The 23680-nt window shown below is 41.0% G+C and carries 18 protein-coding genes; 9 read left to right on the forward strand and 9 right to left on the reverse strand.

Annotated elements, in window-relative coordinates:
• Positions 1 to 48: 48 nt before the first annotated feature.
• The 6 genes from AACZ73_RS02645 to AACZ73_RS02670 all read left to right on the forward strand — a co-directional run bounded on the left by AACZ73_RS02645 (position 49) and on the right by AACZ73_RS02670 (position 8578).
• Positions 49 to 3399 carry a VCBS repeat-containing protein gene (locus AACZ73_RS02645; protein ID WP_339875146.1) on the forward strand — a complete coding sequence of 1117 codons (3351 nt, stop codon included), beginning with the start codon at positions 49 to 51 and terminating at the stop codon, positions 3397 to 3399.
• Positions 3400 to 3492: 93 nt separating this feature from the next.
• Complete coding sequence (locus tag AACZ73_RS02650) at positions 3493 to 4410, forward strand: SUMF1/EgtB/PvdO family nonheme iron enzyme (protein WP_339876333.1); 918 nt, start codon at positions 3493 to 3495, stop codon at positions 4408 to 4410.
• Between the two features lie 21 nt (positions 4411 to 4431).
• Positions 4432 to 5742 (forward strand): Gfo/Idh/MocA family oxidoreductase, encoded by a 1311-nt coding sequence (locus AACZ73_RS02655; RefSeq protein WP_339875148.1) that lies wholly within the window; start codon positions 4432 to 4434, stop codon positions 5740 to 5742.
• A gap of 2 nt (positions 5743 to 5744) precedes the next feature.
• On the forward strand, positions 5745 to 6656 hold the full coding sequence (locus AACZ73_RS02660; protein WP_339876335.1) for a TIM barrel protein: 912 nt from the start codon (positions 5745 to 5747) through the stop codon (positions 6654 to 6656).
• Between the two features lie 12 nt (positions 6657 to 6668).
• Positions 6669 to 7703 (forward strand): YCF48-related protein, encoded by a 1035-nt coding sequence (locus AACZ73_RS02665; protein ID WP_339875150.1) that lies wholly within the window; start codon positions 6669 to 6671, stop codon positions 7701 to 7703.
• A 140-nt stretch (positions 7704 to 7843) separates the two neighbouring features.
• A complete protein-coding gene (locus tag AACZ73_RS02670) occupies positions 7844 to 8578 on the forward strand; it encodes a 1-(5-phosphoribosyl)-5-[(5-phosphoribosylamino)methylideneamino] imidazole-4-carboxamide isomerase (protein WP_339875152.1) in 735 nt (244 codons plus the stop codon).
• 57 nt (positions 8579 to 8635) lie between these two features.
• Here AACZ73_RS02670 and AACZ73_RS02675 read toward each other — a convergent pair whose 3' ends face one another.
• A complete protein-coding gene (locus AACZ73_RS02675) occupies positions 8636 to 8995 on the reverse strand; it encodes a hypothetical protein (RefSeq protein WP_339875153.1) in 360 nt (119 codons plus the stop codon).
• A gap of 72 nt (positions 8996 to 9067) precedes the next feature.
• Between AACZ73_RS02675 and AACZ73_RS02680 the strand changes: the two genes are divergently transcribed.
• The gene (locus AACZ73_RS02680) at positions 9068 to 9406 is read left to right on the forward strand and encodes a tRNA-binding protein (protein WP_339875155.1); all 339 of its coding nucleotides are present in this window, start codon (positions 9068 to 9070) and stop codon (positions 9404 to 9406) included.
• On the opposite strand, the gene AACZ73_RS02685 is transcribed toward AACZ73_RS02680, so the two are convergent.
• The 7 genes from AACZ73_RS02685 to AACZ73_RS02715 form a co-directional block, all read right to left on the reverse strand.
• Positions 9403 to 10227 (reverse strand): NAD(P)H-binding protein, encoded by an 825-nt coding sequence (locus AACZ73_RS02685; protein WP_339875157.1) that lies wholly within the window; start codon positions 10225 to 10227, stop codon positions 9403 to 9405. The genes AACZ73_RS02680 and AACZ73_RS02685 overlap by 4 nt on opposite strands.
• Positions 10228 to 10272: 45 nt before the next feature.
• Entirely contained in the window at positions 10273 to 10899 is a 627-nt protein-coding gene (locus AACZ73_RS02690) for a sterol desaturase family protein (protein WP_339875159.1), read from the reverse strand.
• A 116-nt stretch (positions 10900 to 11015) separates the two neighbouring features.
• Positions 11016 to 12152: an N-acetyl-alpha-D-glucosaminyl L-malate synthase BshA gene (bshA, locus tag AACZ73_RS02695; RefSeq protein WP_339875161.1), complete on the reverse strand. Its 1137-nt coding sequence runs from the start codon at positions 12150 to 12152 to the stop codon at positions 11016 to 11018.
• Positions 12153 to 12364: 212 nt separating this feature from the next.
• The gene (locus AACZ73_RS02700) at positions 12365 to 14083 is read right to left on the reverse strand and encodes a GMC family oxidoreductase (RefSeq protein WP_339875163.1); all 1719 of its coding nucleotides are present in this window, start codon (positions 14081 to 14083) and stop codon (positions 12365 to 12367) included.
• Entirely contained in the window at positions 14076 to 14648 is a 573-nt protein-coding gene (locus AACZ73_RS02705) for a gluconate 2-dehydrogenase subunit 3 family protein (RefSeq protein ID WP_339875164.1), read from the reverse strand. The genes AACZ73_RS02700 and AACZ73_RS02705 overlap by 8 nt, the downstream gene beginning before the upstream one ends.
• Before the next feature lie 55 nt (positions 14649 to 14703).
• Positions 14704 to 16113, reverse strand: coding sequence for a sulfatase-like hydrolase/transferase (locus AACZ73_RS02710; protein WP_339875165.1), 1410 nt, complete (start codon positions 16111 to 16113; stop codon positions 14704 to 14706).
• Between the two features lie 19 nt (positions 16114 to 16132).
• Positions 16133 to 18181, reverse strand: a complete 2049-nt coding sequence (locus AACZ73_RS02715; RefSeq protein WP_339875167.1) for an alpha-L-fucosidase — start codon at positions 18179 to 18181, stop codon at positions 16133 to 16135.
• 133 nt (positions 18182 to 18314) lie between these two features.
• Between AACZ73_RS02715 and AACZ73_RS02720 the strand changes: the two genes are divergently transcribed.
• The gene (locus tag AACZ73_RS02720; RefSeq protein WP_339875169.1) at positions 18315 to 20555 is read left to right on the forward strand and encodes a TonB-dependent receptor; all 2241 of its coding nucleotides are present in this window, start codon (positions 18315 to 18317) and stop codon (positions 20553 to 20555) included.
• Positions 20556 to 20827: 272 nt separating this feature from the next.
• A complete protein-coding gene (locus AACZ73_RS02725) occupies positions 20828 to 21490 on the forward strand; it encodes a multicopper oxidase domain-containing protein (RefSeq protein ID WP_339875170.1) in 663 nt (220 codons plus the stop codon).
• Positions 21491 to 21585: 95 nt separating this feature from the next.
• On the opposite strand, the gene AACZ73_RS02730 is transcribed toward AACZ73_RS02725, so the two are convergent.
• A complete protein-coding gene (locus tag AACZ73_RS02730; protein ID WP_339875172.1) occupies positions 21586 to 23487 on the reverse strand; it encodes an ABC-F family ATP-binding cassette domain-containing protein in 1902 nt (633 codons plus the stop codon).
• Positions 23488 to 23680: the final 193 nt, after the last annotated feature.

Raw genomic sequence — 23680 nt, forward strand, 5'->3', positions numbered from 1 at the left:
TTTTGATCTAAGCCATTCCTTTTGGGGTGGCTTAGATTATTTTAGATTATGACAAAACGAAATTATGTTTCAGTTTTGGCCTTCAGTCTACTTGCTGTTTCCTGTGCAGAGCCAGGTAAGTCCCCAGATACTGAGACCCTAACCGAACAAAATACTCCTGCTTTATTCAATTTGTTGGCTCCTGAACAAACAGGAATTACTTTTTCCAATAAAATAGAAGAGACCCTCAACTTAAATGTCCTCATGTATGAATACCTCTACAATGGTGGTGGAGTAGCCGTAGGTGATCTAAATGGGGATGGATTAGATGATATTTATTTTTCAGCCAACGTAAGTGGCAATCAGCTTTACCTTAATCAAGGTGGGCTAAAATTCAAAGAAACAGCTCAAGCCTCCGGAGCTACGGGAAGATCAGGCCCATGGAAAACCGGGGTAGTATTTGTCGATATAAACGGCGACAATAAATTAGATATATATCAATGCTATTCAGGAAATCTACCAACTGAGAAGCGTACAAATCAGCTTTTTGTAAATCAGGGAAATGACGAAAATGGAGTTCCCTTTTTTAAAGAAATGGCGGGAGAATATGGCATCGATTCAAATTCACCAAGTACATCAGGAAGCTTTTTCGATTATGATCTGGACGGAGATCTGGATTTATTTATCCTTAATCACAATACTCAATCCATCCAGAATCAGGATGTGAATCTTACAAAAGTATTGTTGAAAGAAAAACACGAGGCTGGTTCACAGCTGTTCGAAAATAGAAACGGTAAGTTTGTGGAGGTAACACAGCAAGCTGGAATCTCCAGTTCTAGCCTATCCTATGGATTAGGAATTGGCATTGCTGACATCAATCAGGATGGCTGGCCGGATTTGTACATTGGCAATGATTATTCTATGCCAGATTACCTCTACATCAATCAGAAAAACGGAACCTTCAAAGATGAAATTCAGACGCGACTTGGTCACACTTCCCATTTTTCAATGGGAAATGATATAGCGGATTATAACAACGATGGCATGCCAGATATCTTTACCTTGGACATGCTTCCGGAAGGAAACGAAAGGCAGAAGCTTTTACTTGCACCTGATAATTTTGAATTGTTTGAACTGAACGTAAGCAAAGGTTTTCACCATCAATACATGCGTAATATGCTACATGTAAATTCGGGTGATGGCACTTTCCAGGAAATTGGCCAGCTCGCCGGAGTTTCCAATACTGACTGGAGTTGGGCTTCTCTTTTTGCTGATTTTGATAATGACGGATGGAAAGATCTTTTCATCACTAATGGCTATTTGAGAGATTACAACAATCAGGATTTTTTGAAATACATGGACAATTACGTTCGTACCTCGGGAGGAAAACTCAAACGGGAAGATTTGTTGAATATGGTAAAGAACATGCCTTCCTCTAATCTGACGAATTACATTTTTCAGAACAAAGGAGATCTAACTTTTCAAAACCAAACAAAAGCTTGGGGAATTAATCATATAGCAAATAGCAGTGGAGCCGCATACAGCGATCTGGACAATGACGGTGATCTAGACTTAATAATCAACAACATCAACACCCCTGCATCTATCTATGAAAATCAAACCTTTCAGCAGGATAGAGGTAATTATTTAAATTTGAAATTAGCTGGCGGAGATAAAAATTCTTCGGCTCTTGGGGCAAGAGTTGAAGTTTACACTGGATCGGCTGTGCAGGTTTTGGATCAAAATCCCTATAGGGGATATCAATCTTCTGTCTCTAGCACACTTCATTTTGGTGTTGGAAATATAACTGAGATAGACTCCCTTAAAGTCAACTGGCCTGACGGAAAGATCACCAAAGAATATAAAATTGCTGCTAATCAAACCTTGGAATTAAGTCAGGGAAACGCATTACCAGGGTCTAAGACAAGCTCAAAGACTGCTTCCTATTTCCTGACGGAAAAAACAAAACTGGAACTGGGAAAAGGCAGAGCATTTAATGATTACAAAAGACAGCCTCTGCTTATCAATCCTGTTTCTGGAAATGGCAAGGCCATGGTCTTTGCAGATTTTGACGGAGACGGGAGAGAGGATTTGTTTGTAGGAGCAGGATCAAATGCAAGCGCTTCCTTATTTATGCAAAGTTCATCTGGATCTTTCACAAAAGTTAATGCAAATGAGTTTGCCGCGACTTCAATTTCAGAAGATTCTGATGCTCTTGCTTTTGATGCCAACACGGATGGAAATTTGGATTTGTATGTAGCTAGTGGAGGTGTGTTTGATTTCAATGTTGGAGATGCAGCCCTACAGGACAGACTCTATATAAATGATGGGAAAGGGAATTTTACCAGAGCTGCTGATGCCCTTCCGACAGAAGCATTTCCAACCGGAACTGTGCAAGTTGGGGATTTTAACTTTGATGGAAATCCCGATTTGTTTGTAGGAGCCAGGATCAATCCAGGACAATTTCCAACTTCACTTGGCGCTAGGATTTGGATTAATGATGGTAAAGGAAAATTCTCAGACCAGACCAAGGAGTTGGCACCAACTATTGTCAATTTGGGAATGTTGACCGATTCTGATTTAGCTGATTTGGATCAGGATGGAAAGCCCGAACTGATCGTAATGGGAGAAGCGATGCCAATTCAGGTTTTCTCTTTCCAAGACGAACAATGGAAGGAAACAACTTTGAATTTCTTCGAAAAACATGAGTTTGGCTTTTGGAATAACCTCACACTGTCAGATTGGGATGGTGATGGAACGGTGGAAATTCTGGCTGGCAATCTTGGCACAAACTCTCAAATCAAAGCTAGCAGCTCGGAGCCGGCTGAAATTTTATATAAGGATTTTGATTCTAATGGATCCGTTGATGCTTTCTTGGGATATTACGTACAAAGTGAGAAATACCCGGCAGCCAGCAGGGATGAAATCTTGGGTCAGGTTCTCTTCCTGAAAAAGAGATATTTGGACTTTAAGTCCTTCGCCAACGTAAAAATGAACGAACTATTCACCGCACAGGAACGCCAGGGAACCAACTCAATTTTCATCAACCGCCTGGAGACGAGTTATTTTGTCAAAAATCCTGAAGGAAAATACGAGGTAAAACCCCTTCCACTTCAAGCTCAGTTTTCTCCTGTATACGCAAGCTCAGCTCTTGATGTAAACAATGATGGAAATCTGGATATGGTGCTAGGAGGAAATACCAGTTATGGAAAGTTGTACTTTGGTAAATATGATGCTAGTCAAGGAGTGGTTTTGCTTGGCGATGGTAAAGGCAACTTCACCTATGCTAACAAATCCCAAACAGGATTAAACCTCTCTGGAAATGTCCGCAAAATCATAGCTGGTAACGGCTTACTGATGATTTATCGGGACGAGACTTCAGTGGACATATATTCTTTCCATCCATCAAAAACGAATTAATTTAGAACCCTTATACTATTATATTTAATGCTAAAGATTTTTTCTTTGAACATGATTAAGACAAATACAAAATACTTCACAGTTGGTGCATTGATGCTTATGAGCTTTGATGTGAATGAAGCCAATTTTGAATCTTACACACAGAAGATTCCCGGGACTGAAGTTACATTTCAGATGACTCCTATTCCTGAAGGTAAATTCATGATGGGTTCAGAAAATTCGGACGACGAAAAGCCCGTCCATGAAGTTCAGATTTCTCCTTTTTGGATGGGGACACACGAAGTAACTTGGGATGCCTTTGAACCCTTCTTGGACAAAAACTATGAACTGGCAATTTCAGAAGGACCAATCGGTGATCTTGTAGATGGATTGACCAGACCAAGTATGCCATATTTGGACATGACTTTTGGCATGGGAAAAGAAGGAAAGCCAGCTATAGGAATGACGCAATACGGTGCTATTCAATTTTGCCACTGGCTATATTTAAAAACAGGCATTTTCTATAGACTTCCTACGGAAGCAGAATGGGAATATGCTGCTAAAGCTGGCGCTGACTCCAAGTATTTCTTTGGTGACGATGGTTCACAGCTAGATGAGTATGCGTGGACAAAAGAGAATTCATCTGAAATGACACACCCCATTGGTGAGAAAAAACCAAACCCATGGGGACTTTATGATATCTATGGCAATGTATTAGAATGGACTTCAGATCAATATGATCCTGAATTCTACGCTTCGTCATCAGCAGTAAACCCTACCAATCCTTCTACCAAGCTGTATCCAAGAGTGGTGCGTGGAGGTAGTTACGATACAGAGGCTTCGGAAATTAGCTCAACTAAACGCTTTGTTAGTTCTGCAGATTGGAAAAGAATCGATCCTCAAATCCCTAAGAGTCAGTGGTGGTTTCCTGAGGCTCCTTTCCTAGGCTTCAGACTTGTAAGGCCGCTAACGCCTCCTAGCCCGGAAGAAATTATGGCTTATTATCAAGCCAAACCGATTACCGACTATTAATAAACCTTAAATAAATCTATTATGAAATTCGAAAATTCCCGAAGAGACTTTATTAAGACTTCCGCCCTAGTGACAGGTGGCCTGATGACTTCTCCTTTTATATTGCCAGGCGCGTATGCTGCTCCTGTCAATGAATTAAAACTCGCGCTAATTGGCTGTGGAGGCCGCGGTACCGGCGCTGCTTTCCAAGCTCTTGCTACAGGCCACAATATCAAAATCGTAGCTATGGCAGATGCATTCAGAGACCGTCTGGATACAGCATATAATGCACTAAGTGAGAAATACGCTGATAAACTTTCCGTCACTGAGGAAATGAAATTTGTTGGTTTTGATGGGTACAAAAATGCCATCGCTCAGGCTGACGTAGTGATTCTGGCAACACCTCCCGGTTTCCGCCCAATGCACTTTGAGGAAGCTGTAAAGCAAGGCAAACAGATTTTTATGGAGAAGCCAGTAGCTGTAGATGCCGCAGGTATCCGAAAAGTATTGAAGGCAGCTGAAGAGGCCAAGGCTAAAAAATTAAATGTGGTAGTAGGTCTTCAGAGACATTATCAACCTAACTATATAGAAACCATCAAACGTATCCATGATGGTGAAATCGGAGATATAATCAACGGTCAAGTTTATTGGAATGATGGTGGAGTTTGGGTGAGAGAGCGTCAGCCAGGACAAACAGAAATGGAGTACCAAATGAGAAACTGGTATTATTTCAACTGGCTATGTGGTGATCATATCAATGAGCAACATGTGCATAATATTGACATTGCAAACTGGGTGAAGCAAGGACCACCAGTAAAAGCAGAAGGCACAGGTGGACGACTAATCCGTACCGGTAAGGAAAACGGGGAAATCTTCGATCACCATGTGTTAACTTTTACATACGCGGATGGATCTGTGATCCACAGCGAGTGCCGTCATTTCCCAGGCGCTCAAAACCGTGTGGATGAAAGCTTCCAAGGAACGAAAGGAACAGCTTACTTAAGCGCTGGAAATCATGGTATCCTTAAAGATTGGAAAGGTAATGTACTTTATGATCATGATAGAAAAGATCAGCCAAATCCATATCAGGTTGAGCATGATCAGCTTTGGGCTGCGTTATTCAATGGAGAATACAAATTTGCTGATGCGGAAAATGCTGCTACGAGCACAATGACAGCGATTATGGGTAGATATGCAACTTATTCAGGTAAGCCTTTGACATGGGATGAAGCATTGAACGGTCAGGTTGATTTGATGCCTGAGACCTTGGCTTGGGATGCGATGCCTAAAGTTCTACCTGGTCCGGATATGTATTATCCTCATGCAATTCCTGGAAAAACCAAAGTGGTCTAATGATGGAAAGAAGAGGATTTATTAAGAAAGTTGGCTTAGGAAGCACCCTTCTGGGTGTTTCCGGAGCTATGAGTTTACCTTCTTTCGCAGGAGGCAAAGCTGAACCTACTTTTAATATGGACTTTGCTCCACATTTTGGTATGTTCAGAAATTCCGCACCGGGAGGCATTGTAGATGAATTGAAATTCATGGCTGATCAAGGTTTTCGATCATTAGAAGACAATGGAATGCTTGGTCGGTCTGTAGAAGAACAGACACTCATAGGCAAAACGCTGCAATCTCTTGGTATGAGAATGGGGGTTTTTGTAATAGATGGAGGGGAAAATTGGAAGACATCCCTGACTACAGGGAAAAAAGAGCATGAGGACCTTTTCGTAGATACGTGCAAGAAGTCTGTAGAGGTAGCTAAGCGTGTGGGAGCAAAATGGATGACTGTAGTTCCGGGGTATTTTGAAAGAAATCTTCCAATCGGCGTACAGACAGGAAATGTGATTGAAGCTTATAAGCGCGGTGCAGAGGTACTGGAGAAAGAAGGATTGGTAATGGTGATGGAGCCGTTAAGTGACAATCCTGATCTTTTTCTACGTCATGCAGACCAATCTTATATGATTTGCAAGGCAGTTGACAGCCCGGCGTGTAAGATACTTTATGACATTTATCACATGCAACGGAATGAAGGGGACTTGATCGCTACTATGGAAAAGACTTGGGAAGAGATAGATTATATTCAAATTGGAGATAATCCAGGGAGAAAGGAACCAGGAACGGGAGAAATAAATTATAGCAATGTATTCAAATACATCCACGAAAAAGGCTTCAAAGGTGTGATGGGTATGGAGCATGGCAATGCTTCACCAGGAGTAGATGGTGAAAAAGCGTTGATCCAAGCTTACAGAAAAGTAGATATAGTCTGATTTTAGAATAAAATGATTAAAAGTAAATTACTAGCGCTATCATTATTGGTAGCGCTTTTTTCCTGCAAAAAATCTGAGGAAAACCTGGCCGATAAGCCCAGTGGTTGGGAAATCTTGGAAACACCAGTAGAGGCATCCCTCAGGGGACTTTCTCCTTTGACAAATGAAATAGCTTGGGCAAGTGGAAGTAAAGGCACTTGGCTTAGAACCATTGATGGAGGAAAAACTTGGGATAGTGGGGTGATCGCTGGTTTGGATACAGTTGATTTCAGATCCATACATGCTTTTGACGCGCTTACTGCATTAGCGGTTTCTGCAGGGCAACCAGCGGTGATTTATAAGACCATCGACGGAGGGGAAACTTGGGAACTTAAGCATCAGGAAAACGAATTTGCTTTTTTGGACGGGATAAGTTTTTCATCAACAACCAGAGGATATATAATTGGGGATCCCAGTGATGGAAAATGGGCGATACTGCAGACAGCTAATCAAGGCGATACATGGTACCCTATCGATTCACTGCCTCAAGCTGCAGAAGGAGAAGCCGCTTTTGCTGCAAGCGCAACTTCACTTCTTTCCCAAGGAAATGAACTATGGCTGGGAACAGGCGGAACAGAGTCTAACCTTCATTTCTCAAAAGACATGGGCGAGACTTGGGAAAAGTACAGCACTCCATTTATCCAAGGACAATCATCCCAGGGTATATTTTCTGTTGCTGCTATGGGTAATGGGGAGATAATCGCAGTTGGTGGAGATTATTTGAATGAAGATATGCAGGATGGTATTGCCGGTATTTTTGTTTCTGACAAGAAGGAATGGATTAAACCTGAACGGGGTCCGGGAGGATATAGATCAGGAGTTGTATATTATTCGCAACAAAAATGGGTGATTGCTGTAGGACCTTCAGGATCCGATTTTTCTAAAGATGCAGGAGTTAATTGGGAACCAATATCGGAAGAAGGTTTCCATGCTGTAAAAACGGGACATGCAGATGGATCAGTTTGGGCATCCGGTGCTAACGGGAAAATTGCTAAATTGAAGTATTGAAGCTTCAAATAAGCTACCTCATCTTAATGCTTGAAATAGTCATTGTCTTAAAAGATTTGCATCTTAGCTAAGATTTTTAGCTATCGCTTATACTATCTTTAGTCTAAATCTTAATTACCTATAAACCCGAGTTAATAGAAATGTTTGAAATTATACCCTCCATATGGCTAATTAATGGGAAATGTGTCCGTCTCAAAAGAGGTGATTTTTCAACTGAAGAAGTGATCTCCAACAATCCGCTGGAAATTGCTCAGGCATTTGAATCTATAGGAATCAAAAGACTTCATCTTGTAGATTTGGATGGTGCACGAAGAGGAGAACCAAAAAATTACCACATTTTGGAAGCCATTGCCGGATATACCGACTTGAAAGTGGATTTTACAGGGGGAATTTCTACTGACGGCGATGTAATCAAATGTTTTGAATTTGGAGCTTCTACTGTGACTGTGAGTTCCGCAGCTGCCAATCATCCTGAACGATTCGCTCAATTCCTTCTTTCTTATGGTAGAGAAAAAATCAATCTAGCGGCAGATACAAATCCCGCTGACAATAAAATCAAAATAAGGGGATGGTTGAAAAAGACTGAAATCGACCTTTTTGAGCATATTGACTTTTTTTATGAAAGAGGCTTGAAGTATCTAAAATGTTCCGACATCTCTCGGGATGGAGTGATGGAAGGTCCAAACTTTGCCCTGTTCAGAAGTATCAGAGATAAATTCCCTGAAATTCATTTAGCGGCAAGTGGTGGGGTAAGAGGAGTGGATGATTTCAGAAGGCTCAGAGACATGGGTGTATCCGCTACAGTATTTGGTCGAGCTTACTATGAAGGGATGATAAGCCTTCAGGATTTGGAGAAATTTTTAGAAGAGATTTAAGCTAAAGACAAAAAAAAGAGACGTTAACGTCTCTTTTTTTAATATGATTTTTAGTATTTAATCAGCTTTGAATTTATCTACTATGTAGAGAAATATATTAAATGAAAGTGTAGAAGGAGCATGTTCTGGTTTTTTTCCTTCCCCACTTACATGTGCATTCTTTTTTTGAGGGGTAGAAGTTTTAGTAGGGATTACTGTTCCCGCTGCTGGAACTATACTTTGTTGAACTTGTCCATCGTTGTTTGCCATATCCGAATGATTCTCCAAAGTTGGCTTATCAATAGGCTTTGGGATTTCCATTTCAGAATTTTCCTGCTCACTCTGAGCCATTGAATCCCCTGCCCAGAAGGTAAAAGCCACAACAGCTAGACTGAAAATGGCTAATTTTTTAAAAGAAAAATCGATCTGTGCAATCATAGTTGGATGTATAAACTCAACTTTTACCAAGGAACTAGTAAAAGATTCCTAAAATTAGGAAAAAATTTCACTATGCAAACGATTGACATCAAAGATTTCAACAAAATAGAATTGCGTCTAGGCACTATTTTGAAGGTTGAACCGTTCGATAAAGCTCGTAATCCTGCCTATAAAATTTGGGTTGACCTTGGGGAAGAAATCGGGGTAAAGAAATCCTCTGCACAAGTCACCTTTCACTATCAACCCGAAGACTTAATCGGGAGACAAGTACTTTGTGCATGCAATTTCCCACCAAGACAAATCGCTGATTTTATGTCAGAAATTTTGATTACCGGATTCAGCGATGAGCAAGGGAATATTGTACTGGCATCTGTAGAAAGACAAGTCCCCAATGGAGCTAGATTACACTAATTAGTTTTGAAATATGGAAAATTCAAAGGATTAGGATATTCGAATTCAAAGCCGGAGCTAAGTATTTTATCGCCGGAGATAAGGCGATCATCGCTTTCTGAAGCATTTTGGTAGCTCCTAGGCGGCTCGAATCCTAATTCACGTACATTTTGTTCATAGATATCCTTACGTAAAGCATGCACTGGCGCAACGCCATTGTAAACTTCATTCCATAGTTTTTTCTCTATGATCCAGGCGAGCAATCTTACAGCATCAATTCTATGGATATAATTCACTCGAGTATGCCCAGCTACATTTTCTTTACCCGCAACATATTTCCCCGGAATTCTATCATCACCCATCAATCCACCAAACCTTACGATAGTTAGCTCTTTGGTACTCTTAAAAGTTTTCTCCCCTTTCAGCAAAGTTACATTCCCAGTCGTCTCAGAGTTTATTTCATCATCTTCTAAGTATGCTTCCGCTCGCACATGGTCTGGATAAACACCAGTGCTTGACACGAAAATTATTTTTTTAATACCCGCTTGATCTACCATAGTTCTCAGGTATTTCATTTGTTCTAAATAAAACTTACCATCAGTGGAGCGGGATCTAGGAGGAATGTTAATTACGAGAACCTCGCTTAAAAATAGTTTTTGAAAGGCTTTGCCTTGCGGGAAAGGAACAAGTGCAAACTCAACTACCTCCACGCCCAGATCCTCAATTTTGGTTTTCTTTTCAGCTGTAGTGGTACTTCCTATCACGTCATGTCCTCTTTCCTGCAGCAGTTGTGCAAGAGGCAAACCAATCCATCCCAGCCCTATAATCGAAACTTTTGTCATAGTGTTTAAATAAAAAAACCTCCCAATACGAGAGGTTTATAAAACTTAGTCTTTCTTCGGAACCGTCCCCAGAATATAATCCCACAAAGGCGTGCTCACACCAAATGCTACATCTGGATCCTTGTAATGGTGAATAGCATGATGTACCCAAAGTACTTTCATGAAATTCTTCGGTGGCTGCATCGCGTGTACCAAATAATGAATGCCCAAATACAACGCATATCCTAACAAAAAGCCTGGCAAGAAATAGTATGCTAAATCTCCCATAGTCAATTTGAAAACCAGATAAAGAATTGCAGCATAGGCTGCACTTACGAATGGAGGCATTGCCAACCTGTCTTTATCTTTAGGGTAGTCGTGGTGAACTCCGTGTACAGTGTACTGCAATTTATCCTTTATTGGAGTGTTAGGCTCCATGTGAAAAAAATGCTTGTGCATCATATACTCCACCAAAGTAAAACCTATATATCCAACCACAAACAGTAGGATAGCTGTACCAAGTCCTACTGAAGTCTTTTCAATACCAAAATATATTGAAATACCTCCAAGAATGATGAACATTACAATAGGCATCCAAATAGGTGTTCTGGTAATTCTTTCAAGAATAGGGTTGGAGAACATCTGGGCTGTGCCAAAGTTGTCCGGCTTATCCAATCTTCCAATCTTTTTCATACGCTACTGATTCTAATTTTACTAAAATTCTGAGACCCAACTAAGAATCTACTTGCAAAGATAATTCAAAACGATGTTTTGTCACTGAGAAATTAATGACAATAATCAGTTTTTAATCAAATCTGTGCCATTGTTGATTCAATGGTCTTTTGATAATAAGAAACATAATGAGGTAAAATATTGGAAATATCGAACTCTTTAGCTCGCGCGAGTGCATTTTCCTTGAATTTCGGAAGATTTGCGTCGTCAAGAATATAGAGCGCTTTTTCCTTCATGTATTGAATATCTCCAATTTTTGAGACATATCCAGTCACGCCATCTACATTCAGTTCGGGAATACCTCCAGCATTGGAAGTAAGGATAGGCACTTCACAAGCCATTGCTTCCAATGCAGCTAATCCAAAACTTTCCTTTTCGGATGGCATTAAAAACAGATCCGCAACAGAAAGAACTTCCTCTACGGCATCCAACTTGCCCAAGAAACGAACATCATCGCAAGTGCCTAATTCTCGGCATAGTCGTTCCATTTTATCTCTTTCCGGACCATCCCCTACCAATAATAATTTGGCTGGTATTTCTTTCCTAACTTCGTAAAAAACCCGGATGACATCTTCCACCCGTTTTACTTTTCTAAAATTGGAAGTGTGAACTAACAGTTTTTCCCCATTAGGACAAATCGCCAATTTGAAATGCTCTTTCTTTTGGCGTTTGAATCTTTCCAGATCTATGAAGTTTGGAATCACTTCGATTTCCCGCTGTATATCAAAGAAAGCATATGTTTCCTTTCTTAAATCCTCAGAAACTGCTGTCACGCCATCAGATTGATTAATACTGAATGTGACAACTGGCTCATAACTTGGATCTTTACCCACCAAAGTGATGTCCGTCCCATGAAGTGTAGTCACTACAGGAATTTGAATTCCTTGTGTTTTGAGAATTTGCTTCGCCATATAAGCAGCAGATGCATGCGGAATAGCATAATGAACGTGGAGCAAATCCAATTTTTCGTATTTCACTACGCTTACCATTTTACTGGCAAGAGCCAGCTCGTAAGGAGCATGCTCAAAAAGCGGATAACTTTTAATATCCACCTCATGATAGTATAGATTTTCGCTAAAAAAGTCTAATCGGGTGGGTTGCTTGTAAGTAATGAAGTGAACTTCATGACCAATTTTTGCAAGACCTTTACCAAGTTCTGTCGCTACTACTCCACTACCTCCGAAGGTCGGGTAGCAAACAATGCCTATTTTCATATTGTATTGGGCTGGTTAATTAACCTGATTTTTAACACGCATTAACTCCCATTTTGTTCATTACCTAGATTAATTATCCAATTAATAAAGATTTTTCTACAAAACCCTTTGAAAACCAACCCTTTTGAGAAATTACTTATTCCCTGATGAGAACAAAAAACCCTAAGAAAAGAATATTCTCAAGGGCTTACTGTTCTATTGGACAATTGCAATTATCCTTTTTTGCTTTCACTAACGGCATGGTGCGCCGCTCGGGCAGCAAAAGCCATGTAGGTCAACGTAGGGTTTTGTGTAGATGTAGAAGTCATGCAAGCACCGTCAGTTACATATACATTTGGGACGGCATGCAGCTGATGGTTGCCATTGAGCATAGACGTTTTTGGATCTTTACCCATTCTTACGCCACCCATTTCATGGATATCCAGTCCCGGGGTTCTATGATCGTCATTCACTCTAATGTCTGTAAATCCTGCTTTCTCAAACATTTCAGAAACCTGCTCCTGATAGTCCAGGATCATCTTTTCATCATTATCATCGTAAGAAACATTGAATTTCAGAGTAGGAAGACCGTAGAGATCAAGCTTGTCTTTGTCCAAAGCAATGTAATTTGACTCTTTAGGGATAGTCTCTCCCATCATATGTGAACCAACTCTCCAAGGACCATCCGGCGGAGTTTTATTTAGCATGCTATTTTTCAAATCCATTCCCACTCTTGCGTCGGCCACGTATCCCCCACCTCGGTAAGCGCTAAATCCGCCTGCATAACCGCGAAGGAAATCGGTTTCCTGCTTTTTCACATTTCTAAATCTCGGGATATATCCACTTGTAGGTCTTCCGCCAGTAGTAGTATATTCCATAAAGCCTTCATAAGAGCCATTTACCTGTGCACGATAATTATGGAAAGCAAAGTATTTGCCTAAAACCCCGCTATCGTTTCCAAGTCCATTAGGAAATCGAGTAGAAGTAGAATTCATCAAAATAGCGTTGGAATTAATCGCAGCGGCATTGATGAAGATCACATCTGCATAGAATTCTTCAACTTCTTTAGTTTGTGCATCAATTACTCTAACGCCAGCTGCCTTACCTTTTTCATCGTCATAGATCACAGAATGAACCACCGAATCTGGTCTGAGTGTCACATTTCCACTTTTCAATGCCCAAGGAATTGTGGATGAGTTACTACTAAAATATCCTCCAAAAGGGCATCCGCGCTGGCATAAGTTCCGGTTTTGACAAGAAGCACGGCCTTGTGCAGTAAATTCCGGTCTTGGCTCATGAATGTGCGCGCATCGAGCAGAAATCATATGACGATCTCCGCCGTAGGTTTCCTTAAGCTTCTGGGCAAAATGCTTCTCTACAATATTTAGATCATAGCCTGGCAAAAACTCACCATCAGGAAGAGTATCTAGTCCATCCAGATTGCCAGAAACACCGGCAAATTTCTCCACGTGACTGTACCATGGAGCTATATCCTTGTATCGAATCGGCCAGTCAACCGCAAATCCATCTCGAGCCGGACCTTCGAAATCATAGTCTGACCAACGCTGTACCTGTCTGGCCCATAGTAGAGATTTCCCGCCTACCTGATATCCTTTAATCCAGTCAAATGGCTTCTCCTGTATGTAAGGCTGCTCGGCATCTTTGACAAAAAAGTGCTCAGAATCTTCTCCAAATGCATAACATTTGGATACAATTGGGTTTTCATCCAATACTTTCTGGGGCAGTTTTCCTCTATGCTTGAATTCATAGGGAAGCATATTAGTAGTAGGATAGTCTTTAATATGCTCGACATTTCTACCTCTTTCGAGCAAAAGTGTTTTCACACCCAAATCTCCAAATTCTTTAGCTGCCCATCCTCCACTGGCCCCAGAACCTACGACGATGGCTTGATATGTTCGCTCTTGTTTGTTTCTGATATTCAGATTAGCCATTGATTCTAGGTTTTTGAGTTTCTGAGATTAGCGCTGCACCATTATATGGCCCAGGAATAAGTGAGTAAGGAATAATTTCTGTTTGGATATACTCTGAGGCCATATAGCCCTGCATAGTTAGTCTCTTGGTCGTATTAAGGAAATACGAAATCGCTCTATCCTTTTCACCTTTAGGCGTCTCAGTATGTTTAAGTTCAATACCAGCTTGTATAAGATCTTCTTTTTCTTTGGAACTTAACCTATCATATTTTTTGCCTGAATTATTCTTGGCATATTCAGGAAAAGCTGCCAATCCAGTACTGAAAAGAACTTGATTTTCCGAAGTCATACAATCATTAACCATCACAAGGATGAAGTCAGGTACTTCCAACTCTAAGGCTCCCTTTAGTTCACCTGCTGGTATTATTATATTGGAAATATCTCCCAAAAGTTGCTTTTGCGAAGCAGTAACCTTGAGATTTTCATATGCGGCAAGAATATCGTCTGAGCTGAAATCGCAGGAAGGAATAAGGGCAAGTCCTCCGGAAATCAGCGCGAGATGCCTTAGGGCAATTCGTCTGTTCATGTATATAATAGGTTATTGGTGTTAAACTTGGCAATTAAAATAGAGAAATCAATTATCAATTTCCATCTAATTTTGATCGAGCATCCAAAACTCCTTTTAGCCAATCCTCATGAAGCATTAGTAACTCTGCAGTTACCTCTGGATGCTCCATTTTTAGATTTTTGGATTCGGTACTGTCTTGAGATAGGTTCACCAGATAAATTTTATCCTCTTCGGTGAAAGTTAAATTCTTCGCAGGATCGAAAGGATTGCCAAGCAATTTCCATGGTCCCTTTCGTACTGCCCAAGAGTTGGTAGTAACTTCAGGATTTCCGGTAGCCCAATGCATCACATCGTGCCCGGAAGGCGCGTTTTCGTAGATGACATCTCTCATACTGATACCATCCATATCCGTTGCATTTGGCACCTCCACTTCTGCCAAATCGGCAAGCGTTGGGAACCAGTCCACACTTCCAGCCCATTGATTTCTTACTTCGCCTTTAGGAAGATCCCCTCCTGGCCAAGAGATGATCGCAGGTACTCGAATTCCTCCTTCAAGCATACTGAACTTCGCGCCATTGAAAGGCCCGGCATTACCTCCACCAAAGTATGCCCGCTCCTCTGTGCTATGCCCATGATCGGATTGGAATACGATGATTGTATTATCCAACTGGCCAGTTTGCTCCAAGTGATCCAAAACATTTCCTACCAATTCATCCAAGGTGGAAATAAAAGCCGCATACTCTCTACGCGGACTTGGCAAATCCTTGTAATGCTCCAACCAACTAGGCCTTCCCTGATAAGGATAGTGAGGCATATTGATCGCCCAATAGATGAAAAAAGGATCTTCAGATGGTTGAGTAAATGACTTCACTTCATCTACCATTAAGTCGCCAAAGAACTCACCTGGCCTATAGATTTCTTTTTCGTTTTGATACAAATCATGAAGATTTGGTCCACTCCAGAAGAAATAGTGGGAATAATTATCGATGCAGCCTCTTTGGTGGCCAAAGAAATAATCGAAGCCTTGTCCATTTGGAAGTTTCTCGGGAGTATGTCCCAAATGCCATTTGCCAATTGATGCTGTTCTATATCCTGCCGGCTTAAATAATTCAGCCATTGTTATCTGTTCGGTTGGCATGCCAGACTTTCCCTCAGGATCATGATCGGGAATATCTACATTTCCATATAGGCCAGCATTGTAATTATACCTTCCTGTCAAAAGACCAGCTCTGGAAGGGGAGCAAACAGGAGCCGCTGCATAGAATTGTGTGAATCGTACTCCCGAAGCTGCCAATCGATCAAGATTTGGTGTGGACAAATCAGTTGAGCCGTAGCTATTCAAATCCAGCGTGCCTTGATCGTCCGAAAGGATTACGATTATATTCGGTTTGGAAGGCTTAGCTGAAATAGCTTGTTTTTCCTCCTGTGCACATGCTGCAATTAAAAGAGTTACGCCAAAGATTAGAGCTAATTGGGATTTCATATTTTTATACCTCCTGATATTATTTCGTCAAAACTCCTACTTCCGCAAAAGTCGCAGGATTTCCATCTGCTGTTTTACTAGCTTTCAAGCGGATAAAATGTGCGTTTACAGCATCAAATCGGATGATTTGCTCAATTGGGCTATTGACAATATTTGAAAATTCTCCAGTAGCAACCTGTTTCCATGAACTTCCATTCTCACTTACTTCAAATGTAAAATTGGTGATAAATCCACTTGGATATCTAGCCTGCATGGGCATGTAAGTAAAACCCTTCAGACCTAGATTTTCACCCAAATCAACTGTCAAACTGTTATTATCACTTTCAAAATAACTTTCAGCTTTTTCATCAATCGATTTTTCACCTGTTGCTTCGCTTACCTTCCAGTTTGATTTTGCTATATCAACATCTTTTCTCAACACCTCACTTTTTTGACCAGATGCTGGATCAACCGAAATAGCTTTCACTGTCACGGCTTTCTCAATCTTAAAGGGTCCACTGTATCTTTGGCTTTCAGTGGTAGGATCAGAGTCATCTAGCGTATAATAAACTTCCAGCCCTTCATCTGGCTTTGTGAGTGTTATTTCACCCGAGACGGTTCTGGAGTAGGTTGGAGGAATCAAAAGCTTAGGTGCATTGTATATTCCTATTTCGGAAATTACAGGGATATCCTTTCCGTCAGTAAACCTTACACGAACCTTCGAGGCAGTTACATCTGGAAAACGCAAAATTCTTTTATGCCCCACAGTTGTCCCTTCAGCTATTTTTTCCCAGTTTCCCTCAGATTCTTTCTCCAATACAAATGCCTTCACTCGCTGTCCCAGAGGCGTATATTCCTGGATTAAAAGTCGGTTGAATGTGGTTTCGGTGCCAAATGCTATCGTGATTTCACCGGTTTTTCCTCCATCAGGTGTAGTCCAGTATGTCTCGTAATCTTCATCCTGCACATTCTTGGCTTCGTATGCACTACCTCGCTCAGCATCAGCACTTACACTAGCTTGCGCCAATAGATTTACAGAAAAGTCTTCCTTGATTTTTTCCCCAAACTTCAAAATTGCCTCCGCATCGTTTTCATGGATCAAGCCTCGTGTATCAACTGGGAAATTGATCAGCAAGGAAGTGTTTCTACCTATACTATTGTAGTAGATATCGACTAAGTTGGAAAGACTTCTGACCTTGTGATCTTCATAGGTATGATAATACCATCCTGGACGGATCGAAACATTAGTTTCCGCTGGTACCCAGTGCGTACCAAATTCCTGACCTGAAGCATATTTCTCTGGATACTCAGGCATTCCAGCATATACAGAATCTCTCATTAGATTCGCCCAATTTGTCTCGAAAGCTTCTCCACCTTCATTACCAACCCATCTCACATCCGGGCCTCCATCACTGAAAAGGACCGCGTTTGGCTGCAACTCGCGAACGAGTTTGTACATTTCGGGCCATTGATAGTAAGTCAGTTTATCTACTTTTCGAGTCTCGTTTGCTCCACCGTAGTAACCGTCTCCACCATTCGCTCCATCGAACCAAACCTCGAAAACATCTCCATAATTTGTCAACAATTCCGTCAGCTGATTTTTCATGTAGGTAATGTATTCCGGCTTGCCATAGTCAGGATGATTTCTATCCCAAGGGGAATAATATATCCCGAATTTCAATCCATATTCTTTACATGCTTCAGCCAATTCTTTAATCAAATCACCCTTTCCGTCTTTCCAGGGACTGTTTTTGATAGAATGTTCCGTGTATGCCGACGGCCAAAGTACAAAACCATCGTGATGTTTTGCAGTGATAATCAACCCCTTCATCCCAGCTTCAGAAGCTACTTGAGCCCATTGTCCCGGTTGCAAATCTGACGGATTAAACATCTCCGGTTTCTCATCACCAAAACCCCACTCTCTATCTGAGAAAGTATTCATGTTAAAATGCAAAAAGCCATAGTATTCCAACTCTTGCCATGTGATCTGACGAGGCTCAGGAACAGGAGAAACTGGCGCAGGGGGCGCTACTTTTTCTTGACAAAAAGTGAGCGTGAACAAAAGCGCAGGCCAAAGTAATTTTTTCATAGGGGATATATTATGTCAGAAAATTAGGGCTTTCGCCTCAAGATTGAAAGAAGTATCTCATGTAAACACTCTTGAAATGACCTTTGGTAGAAGTTCAATGTTATCTTTGGGCGAAAGGCTACAATTTGCAACTATGAATAGAATTTTTACAGTGATATTTCTGCTGATTTCATCCCTCTGTCATGCGCAGATTCAGATTAAAGTGGTGGATTCGCAATCTCAGTCTCCGTTGGAAAACGTCCGAGTGCAACCTCAAATCGGTAAAGCCCAACTCACCAATGCATCAGGAATTTTGGCTTTTCCAGGGTCGGAAAATCAGAGTTTCTCATTCTTCAAATCAGGTTATGATACTTTCTCTATCACATTGGGAGAAGGAGAGCATATCATAGAATTAGTCGAAAAATCGCTTAATCTATCCGAAGTTACAGTAAAAGCCTTTGAATCTGAGCGTCCACTGCTGGAGCAATCGGCAGCAATTGTGGTAGTTTCAGAGCAGGATTTTAATCGCTTTAACGAAACGTCAATTGTCAATTCATTCAACACCAAACCTGGAGTTCGCATTGAAGAGCGTGCCCCAGCAAGTTATAGAATTTCCATTCGTGGCAGTTCCATTCGAGCTCCTTTCGGCGTGCGAAATGTGAAGGTGTATTGGAATGAAGTCCCATTTACTGCTCCTGACGGCACCACTGCTTTGAATTTGCTCGATCTTTCCAACATCCGAAATGCCGAGGTCATCAAAGGACCTTCCGGAAGTATTTATGGCGCTGGTAATGGTGGCGTGGTAAATCTCTACAGTCCTGCAGACCCAATTGGAGGAAGAGTAACGGCTGATTTTATGGCTGGGGATTTTGGTATGTCTCGCTATCGATTGGGCATTTCTCAGCAAGTTGGAAATGGGGGATTTGAGGCATCCTACGTTAGCCAAAAATCAGACGGCTATAGAGAGCAATCAGCCATGGATAGGCAAGTCTTTCAATTGGGAGGATTTTTCTCAGTTTCCGAGAAGCAGGAAGTTCGCACTCAGTTATTGATTTCTGATTTGAATTATCAGATCCCTGGAGGACTCAATGCAGATCAGGTGGCAGAAGATCCAACTCAAGCCAGGCCTGGATCAGTAAACCAAAACAGTTCCATTTCCCAGCAATCCGTATTTGCTTCAATTGGTCATTTGTATCGTTTCTCTTCCAAGTTAAAGAACTCCACTACCCTCTATTTGAACACCAATGACTTTGAAAATCCCTTCCTGTTGGATTACAAAAAGGAACTGGGATTTGGTTTTGGTGGAAGAACGAAATTCACTTATGATGGAAAATTAGCCGGAAAAGACCTGAGAGTCATCGCAGGAGGTGAATATCAAACCAGTTTGACGGATGCCCAAAATTTTGGAAATGTGAATGGTGTAGCTGACACAGTGAGATTCGCTGATAAACTGCGGGCCACCCAAGGATTTTTGTTTCAACAGGCAGAGTGGGATTTGATGGAAAACTTCATGGTTACTTTCGCGCTGAGCGAGAATTTCAGCAGTCTGGAAATCGATAGACAAATCGATGCTGCTGGCGGAACTTTAGGTTTGCAAACACGGAAATTTGATCCTGTTATAGTTCCGCGTTTTGCGCTGAATTATCAGTTCAACGACTACTCAGGAGTACACGGAAGTATCAGCAGCGGTTTTTCTCCACCGACCATCGACGAAGTTCGGACAAATGAGGGAAGTTTGAATCTTGATTTGGAAGCTGAAAAAGGAATCAATTATGAACTTGGCTATAGGATGGGTAAAGGAAAATTAAATCTGGATCTGACTGCTTTTTACTTCAAACTTGATCAAACCATTACCACTTACACCAATCCGCAAGGCGTGGTGCTTTTCCGAAATGCGGGCTCCACAGATCAAAAAGGAATAGAAGCTGCAGTTGATTATGCGCTGATCCGAAACCAAACGGCTTTTGTTGGAGATCTAAAAATCGGGACTGCATTCACCGGTAATTATTTTACGTTCACTGATTACCAAAAAGGAGACGATGATTTCTCTGGAAACGACCTGACGGGAGTTGCTCCAAACACCTTAGTAACTCGTCTGGATCTTCGAACTGCGCCAGGTTTTTACTTGAATTTCACTCACCAATACACAGATGAGATCCCGCTAAATGATGCAAACACGGTTTATCAAGACGCCTACAATTTGGTAAATGCCAGATTTGGCTGGGCAAGAAGCTTTGCTGGAAAGTGGGAATTGGAAGCCTTTGCAGGTGTGGATAATTTACTTAATGAAAGCTACTCACTTGGTAACGATCTCAACCCATTTGGTGGAAGATATTATCAGCCAGCACCGACAAGAAACTGGTATGGCGGAGTGAAAGTGGCGTTTTTATACTAGTATCTAGTAGAGAGATATAAGTATCAAGTAATTAGATTTTAACGTCATTGCGAGGAACGAAGCAATCTGCTTTTAGTTTGAGATTGCTTCGTTCCTACGTCTCTCGCAATGACGACCTAGATTTGAAGCAAATCCCCCTTGGACTTCAATTTGAATGTGGATTCGAAAGTCAATTAAAAGGGGCAGGGGGTTTTATAAAGATTAATGAATAAGGTGGATTTTGGTCTTAAATTTTAATTGCTAATACTTGGAAGCCCAAAACTTAAAAAAAATTGAAACTTCTATTTTTCATATTGACACTACAATTCTCGATAGCTGCAAGAGCTCAGGTTAGTTGTGAACTACTGGTAAATGATTTTAAAGTAGTATCTGATTCTACAATAACATATGATTCATTTATTGATGAACATAAAAAAATTGGGAGAATTGAAAATTCAAAATCGAAATTTGAGATTAGATATTATTATTCACCTTCATTAGTAAACGGAGGGAAAGTAACGATCATCACTTGTATTGATGAAAATCTCCAAGCCAAAAAAATTGATTATTGGTTTAACCCAAAAAAACCATTCGAAAAAAGGAAGATAACCAAGGTTGAAATTATGGAACTCACTCCAACTATCTCATGGCCATCTTTTTTAAATTCCTTGGTAAGCATGAACTTCTTTGAATTTCCAACAATGGATGAAGTCAGGCCAAGAATGAAAAAGTATATGCTCCTGGCTGATGGCCGAACTGTTGAAAAAAGAAGTCAAATTACGGATGGAGCTAATTATACATATCAAGTCAAGGTTGATAACAACATCCGAACATTCAGTTATCATTCACCAATGGCTTGGTACCACGTTTATGACAATGTCGAAGAACTTAAGATTGCAGAGGACATCAAAAATCATTTTTTAAATGGCTTAAAACCAAAATATCAAAATCAATGATTTTCAGATTTCGAAAGCGTTTGTATTAGTGATGAAATATTCCATTTCTCAAGTTAAAATTGCTTCACTCCTGCGTCGTTCGCAATGACGAAGTACTACTCTATCCCATCCAACTCACTCAACTCCAACCAAGTCAATTCCAATTCTTCCAATTCAGAATCGATTTCTCCGATGCGGTTGGATTGCTTGATTAGTTCTTCGTGATCAGCTATTCCTGCGGCTATTTTATCTGTGATTTCTGCCTTTTCTTTCTCCAGTCTGGCAATGGAAGCATTCACTTCCTTAAACTCATTCTTTTGCTTAAAGCTGGCTTTTACTTTCGTTGAAGCAATTTCCTTCACCTCAACTTTCTCATCCTTCTTCTTAGACGCAGTCTTACTTCCGTCTTCGGTCTTCGGACTTCGGTCCTTTTCCACTTCCCGGAATTCAGAATAATTCCCAGGAAAATCAGAAATATCACCTTCTCCTTCGAAAACAAACAAATGCTCCACCAAGCGGTCCATAAAATATCGATCGTGGGAAACGATGATCAAACAGCCTGGGAAAGTATCCAAAAACTCCTCCAGCGTGTTCAACGTCATCAAATCCAAATCATTGGTAGGCTCATCGAGAATCAGAAAATTGGGATTCTTGATCAAAACCATAAGCAGTTGAAGTCTTCTTCTCTCACCACCGCTCAATTTAGCGACTGGCGTATGTTGCTGCTTTGGAGGAAAACCAAACTGCGTCAAAAATTGAGAAACTGTGATTTCGGAACCACCAGCAATAGTCACCACTTCGGCTACTTCCTTCACGATATCTATCAGACGCTTTTCCTCATCAAAGCTACTTTCTTCCTGTCTGTAATAACCAAAAGCAGTAGTTTGTCCGATGGAAACTTTTCCAGAATCAGGCGCTAATTGACCCGTAATCATATTAAGGAAAGTTGTCTTTCCAGCACCATTTGGGCCAATAATTCCTACTCTATCTTTCTTCTTGAATGTATAAGAAAAGTCATTGACGATAGTTTTATCGCCAAATGCCTTATTCATTTTATCGATCTCAATGATCTTATTACCCAAACGTTGAGTAGTGACCGTTAATTGAATATCACGTTCCTCACGCTTCTGAGAGGCTTTTTCTTTGGTTTCTTCGAAAGCATCCACACGATATTTTGCTTTGGTACTTCTCGCCTTTGGCTGACGACGAATCCAGTCCAATTCTTTTTTGTAGAGGCTTTTGGCTTTTTCGAGTTCTATATCTTCGATCTCCATGCGCTCTTCTTTCTTATCCAAGAAGTAGCCGTAGTTGCCTAAATATCTATGCACTTTTCCCTGATCAAGCTCGAGGATCTCATTGGTTACTTTTTCAAGGAAGTACCGATCGTGAGTTACCATGAAAAGTGCAAGATTGGCTTTTGCCAAATAGTCTTCCAGCCATTCGATAGTTTCCAAATCAAGGTGGTTGGTAGGCTCATCAAGTAATAGTAAATCAGGTTTCTCAAGTATGGCTTTTGCCAGAGCAACCCGCTTACGCTGACCACCGGAAAGTGTTCCTACTGGAAGATCGGTGTCATGAAGCCCCAGTTTGCCGAGTACTTCCTTTACCTGATATTCAAAATCCCAGGCTTGGAAAGCATCCATTTTCTCAAACAATACGGACATTTTATCCGAATTGTCAATGCCTCGCTCTGCATCTAACATGGCTTTGTGGTAATCTTCAATCACCTTCAGCACCTCCGAATTACTTTGATCGAAAATCGTTTGGTAGATACTCATAGCCCCTTCAAAAACCGGGTTTTGGTGCACGTAAGCGACTTTTACCTGCTGGTTTATCCCAACCTGACCTGTGTCAGGAATCTCTAAGCCCATGATGATTTTCATCAGCGTGGATTTTCCCGCGCCATTGATGCCGACAAGGGCGATTTTTTGACCTTGAGATATGCCAAAAGAGATATTGGAAAAAAGCTTGCGCTCACCGAACGCTTTGCTGAGGTTTTCGACCGAAAGGTAATTCATGCCGCAAAAGTAGGGAAAAGCAAAGTGAGTATAGGTATGACTTCCTAAGTTTCAATAGAAAGGCTATTTTCAAATCTTGAAATGCTCATGAGAATGGCTCCTCACACAGAGGAACGATTAACTAGGGCATTCCATCTGACCAATAAAAAACAAAATATATACAGATAAATCGAGCATGCCGCAAGCGTCACAC

It is taken from the genome of uncultured Algoriphagus sp. (genome assembly GCF_963974835.1).
GTDB lineage: Bacteria > Bacteroidota > Bacteroidia > Cytophagales > Cyclobacteriaceae > Algoriphagus.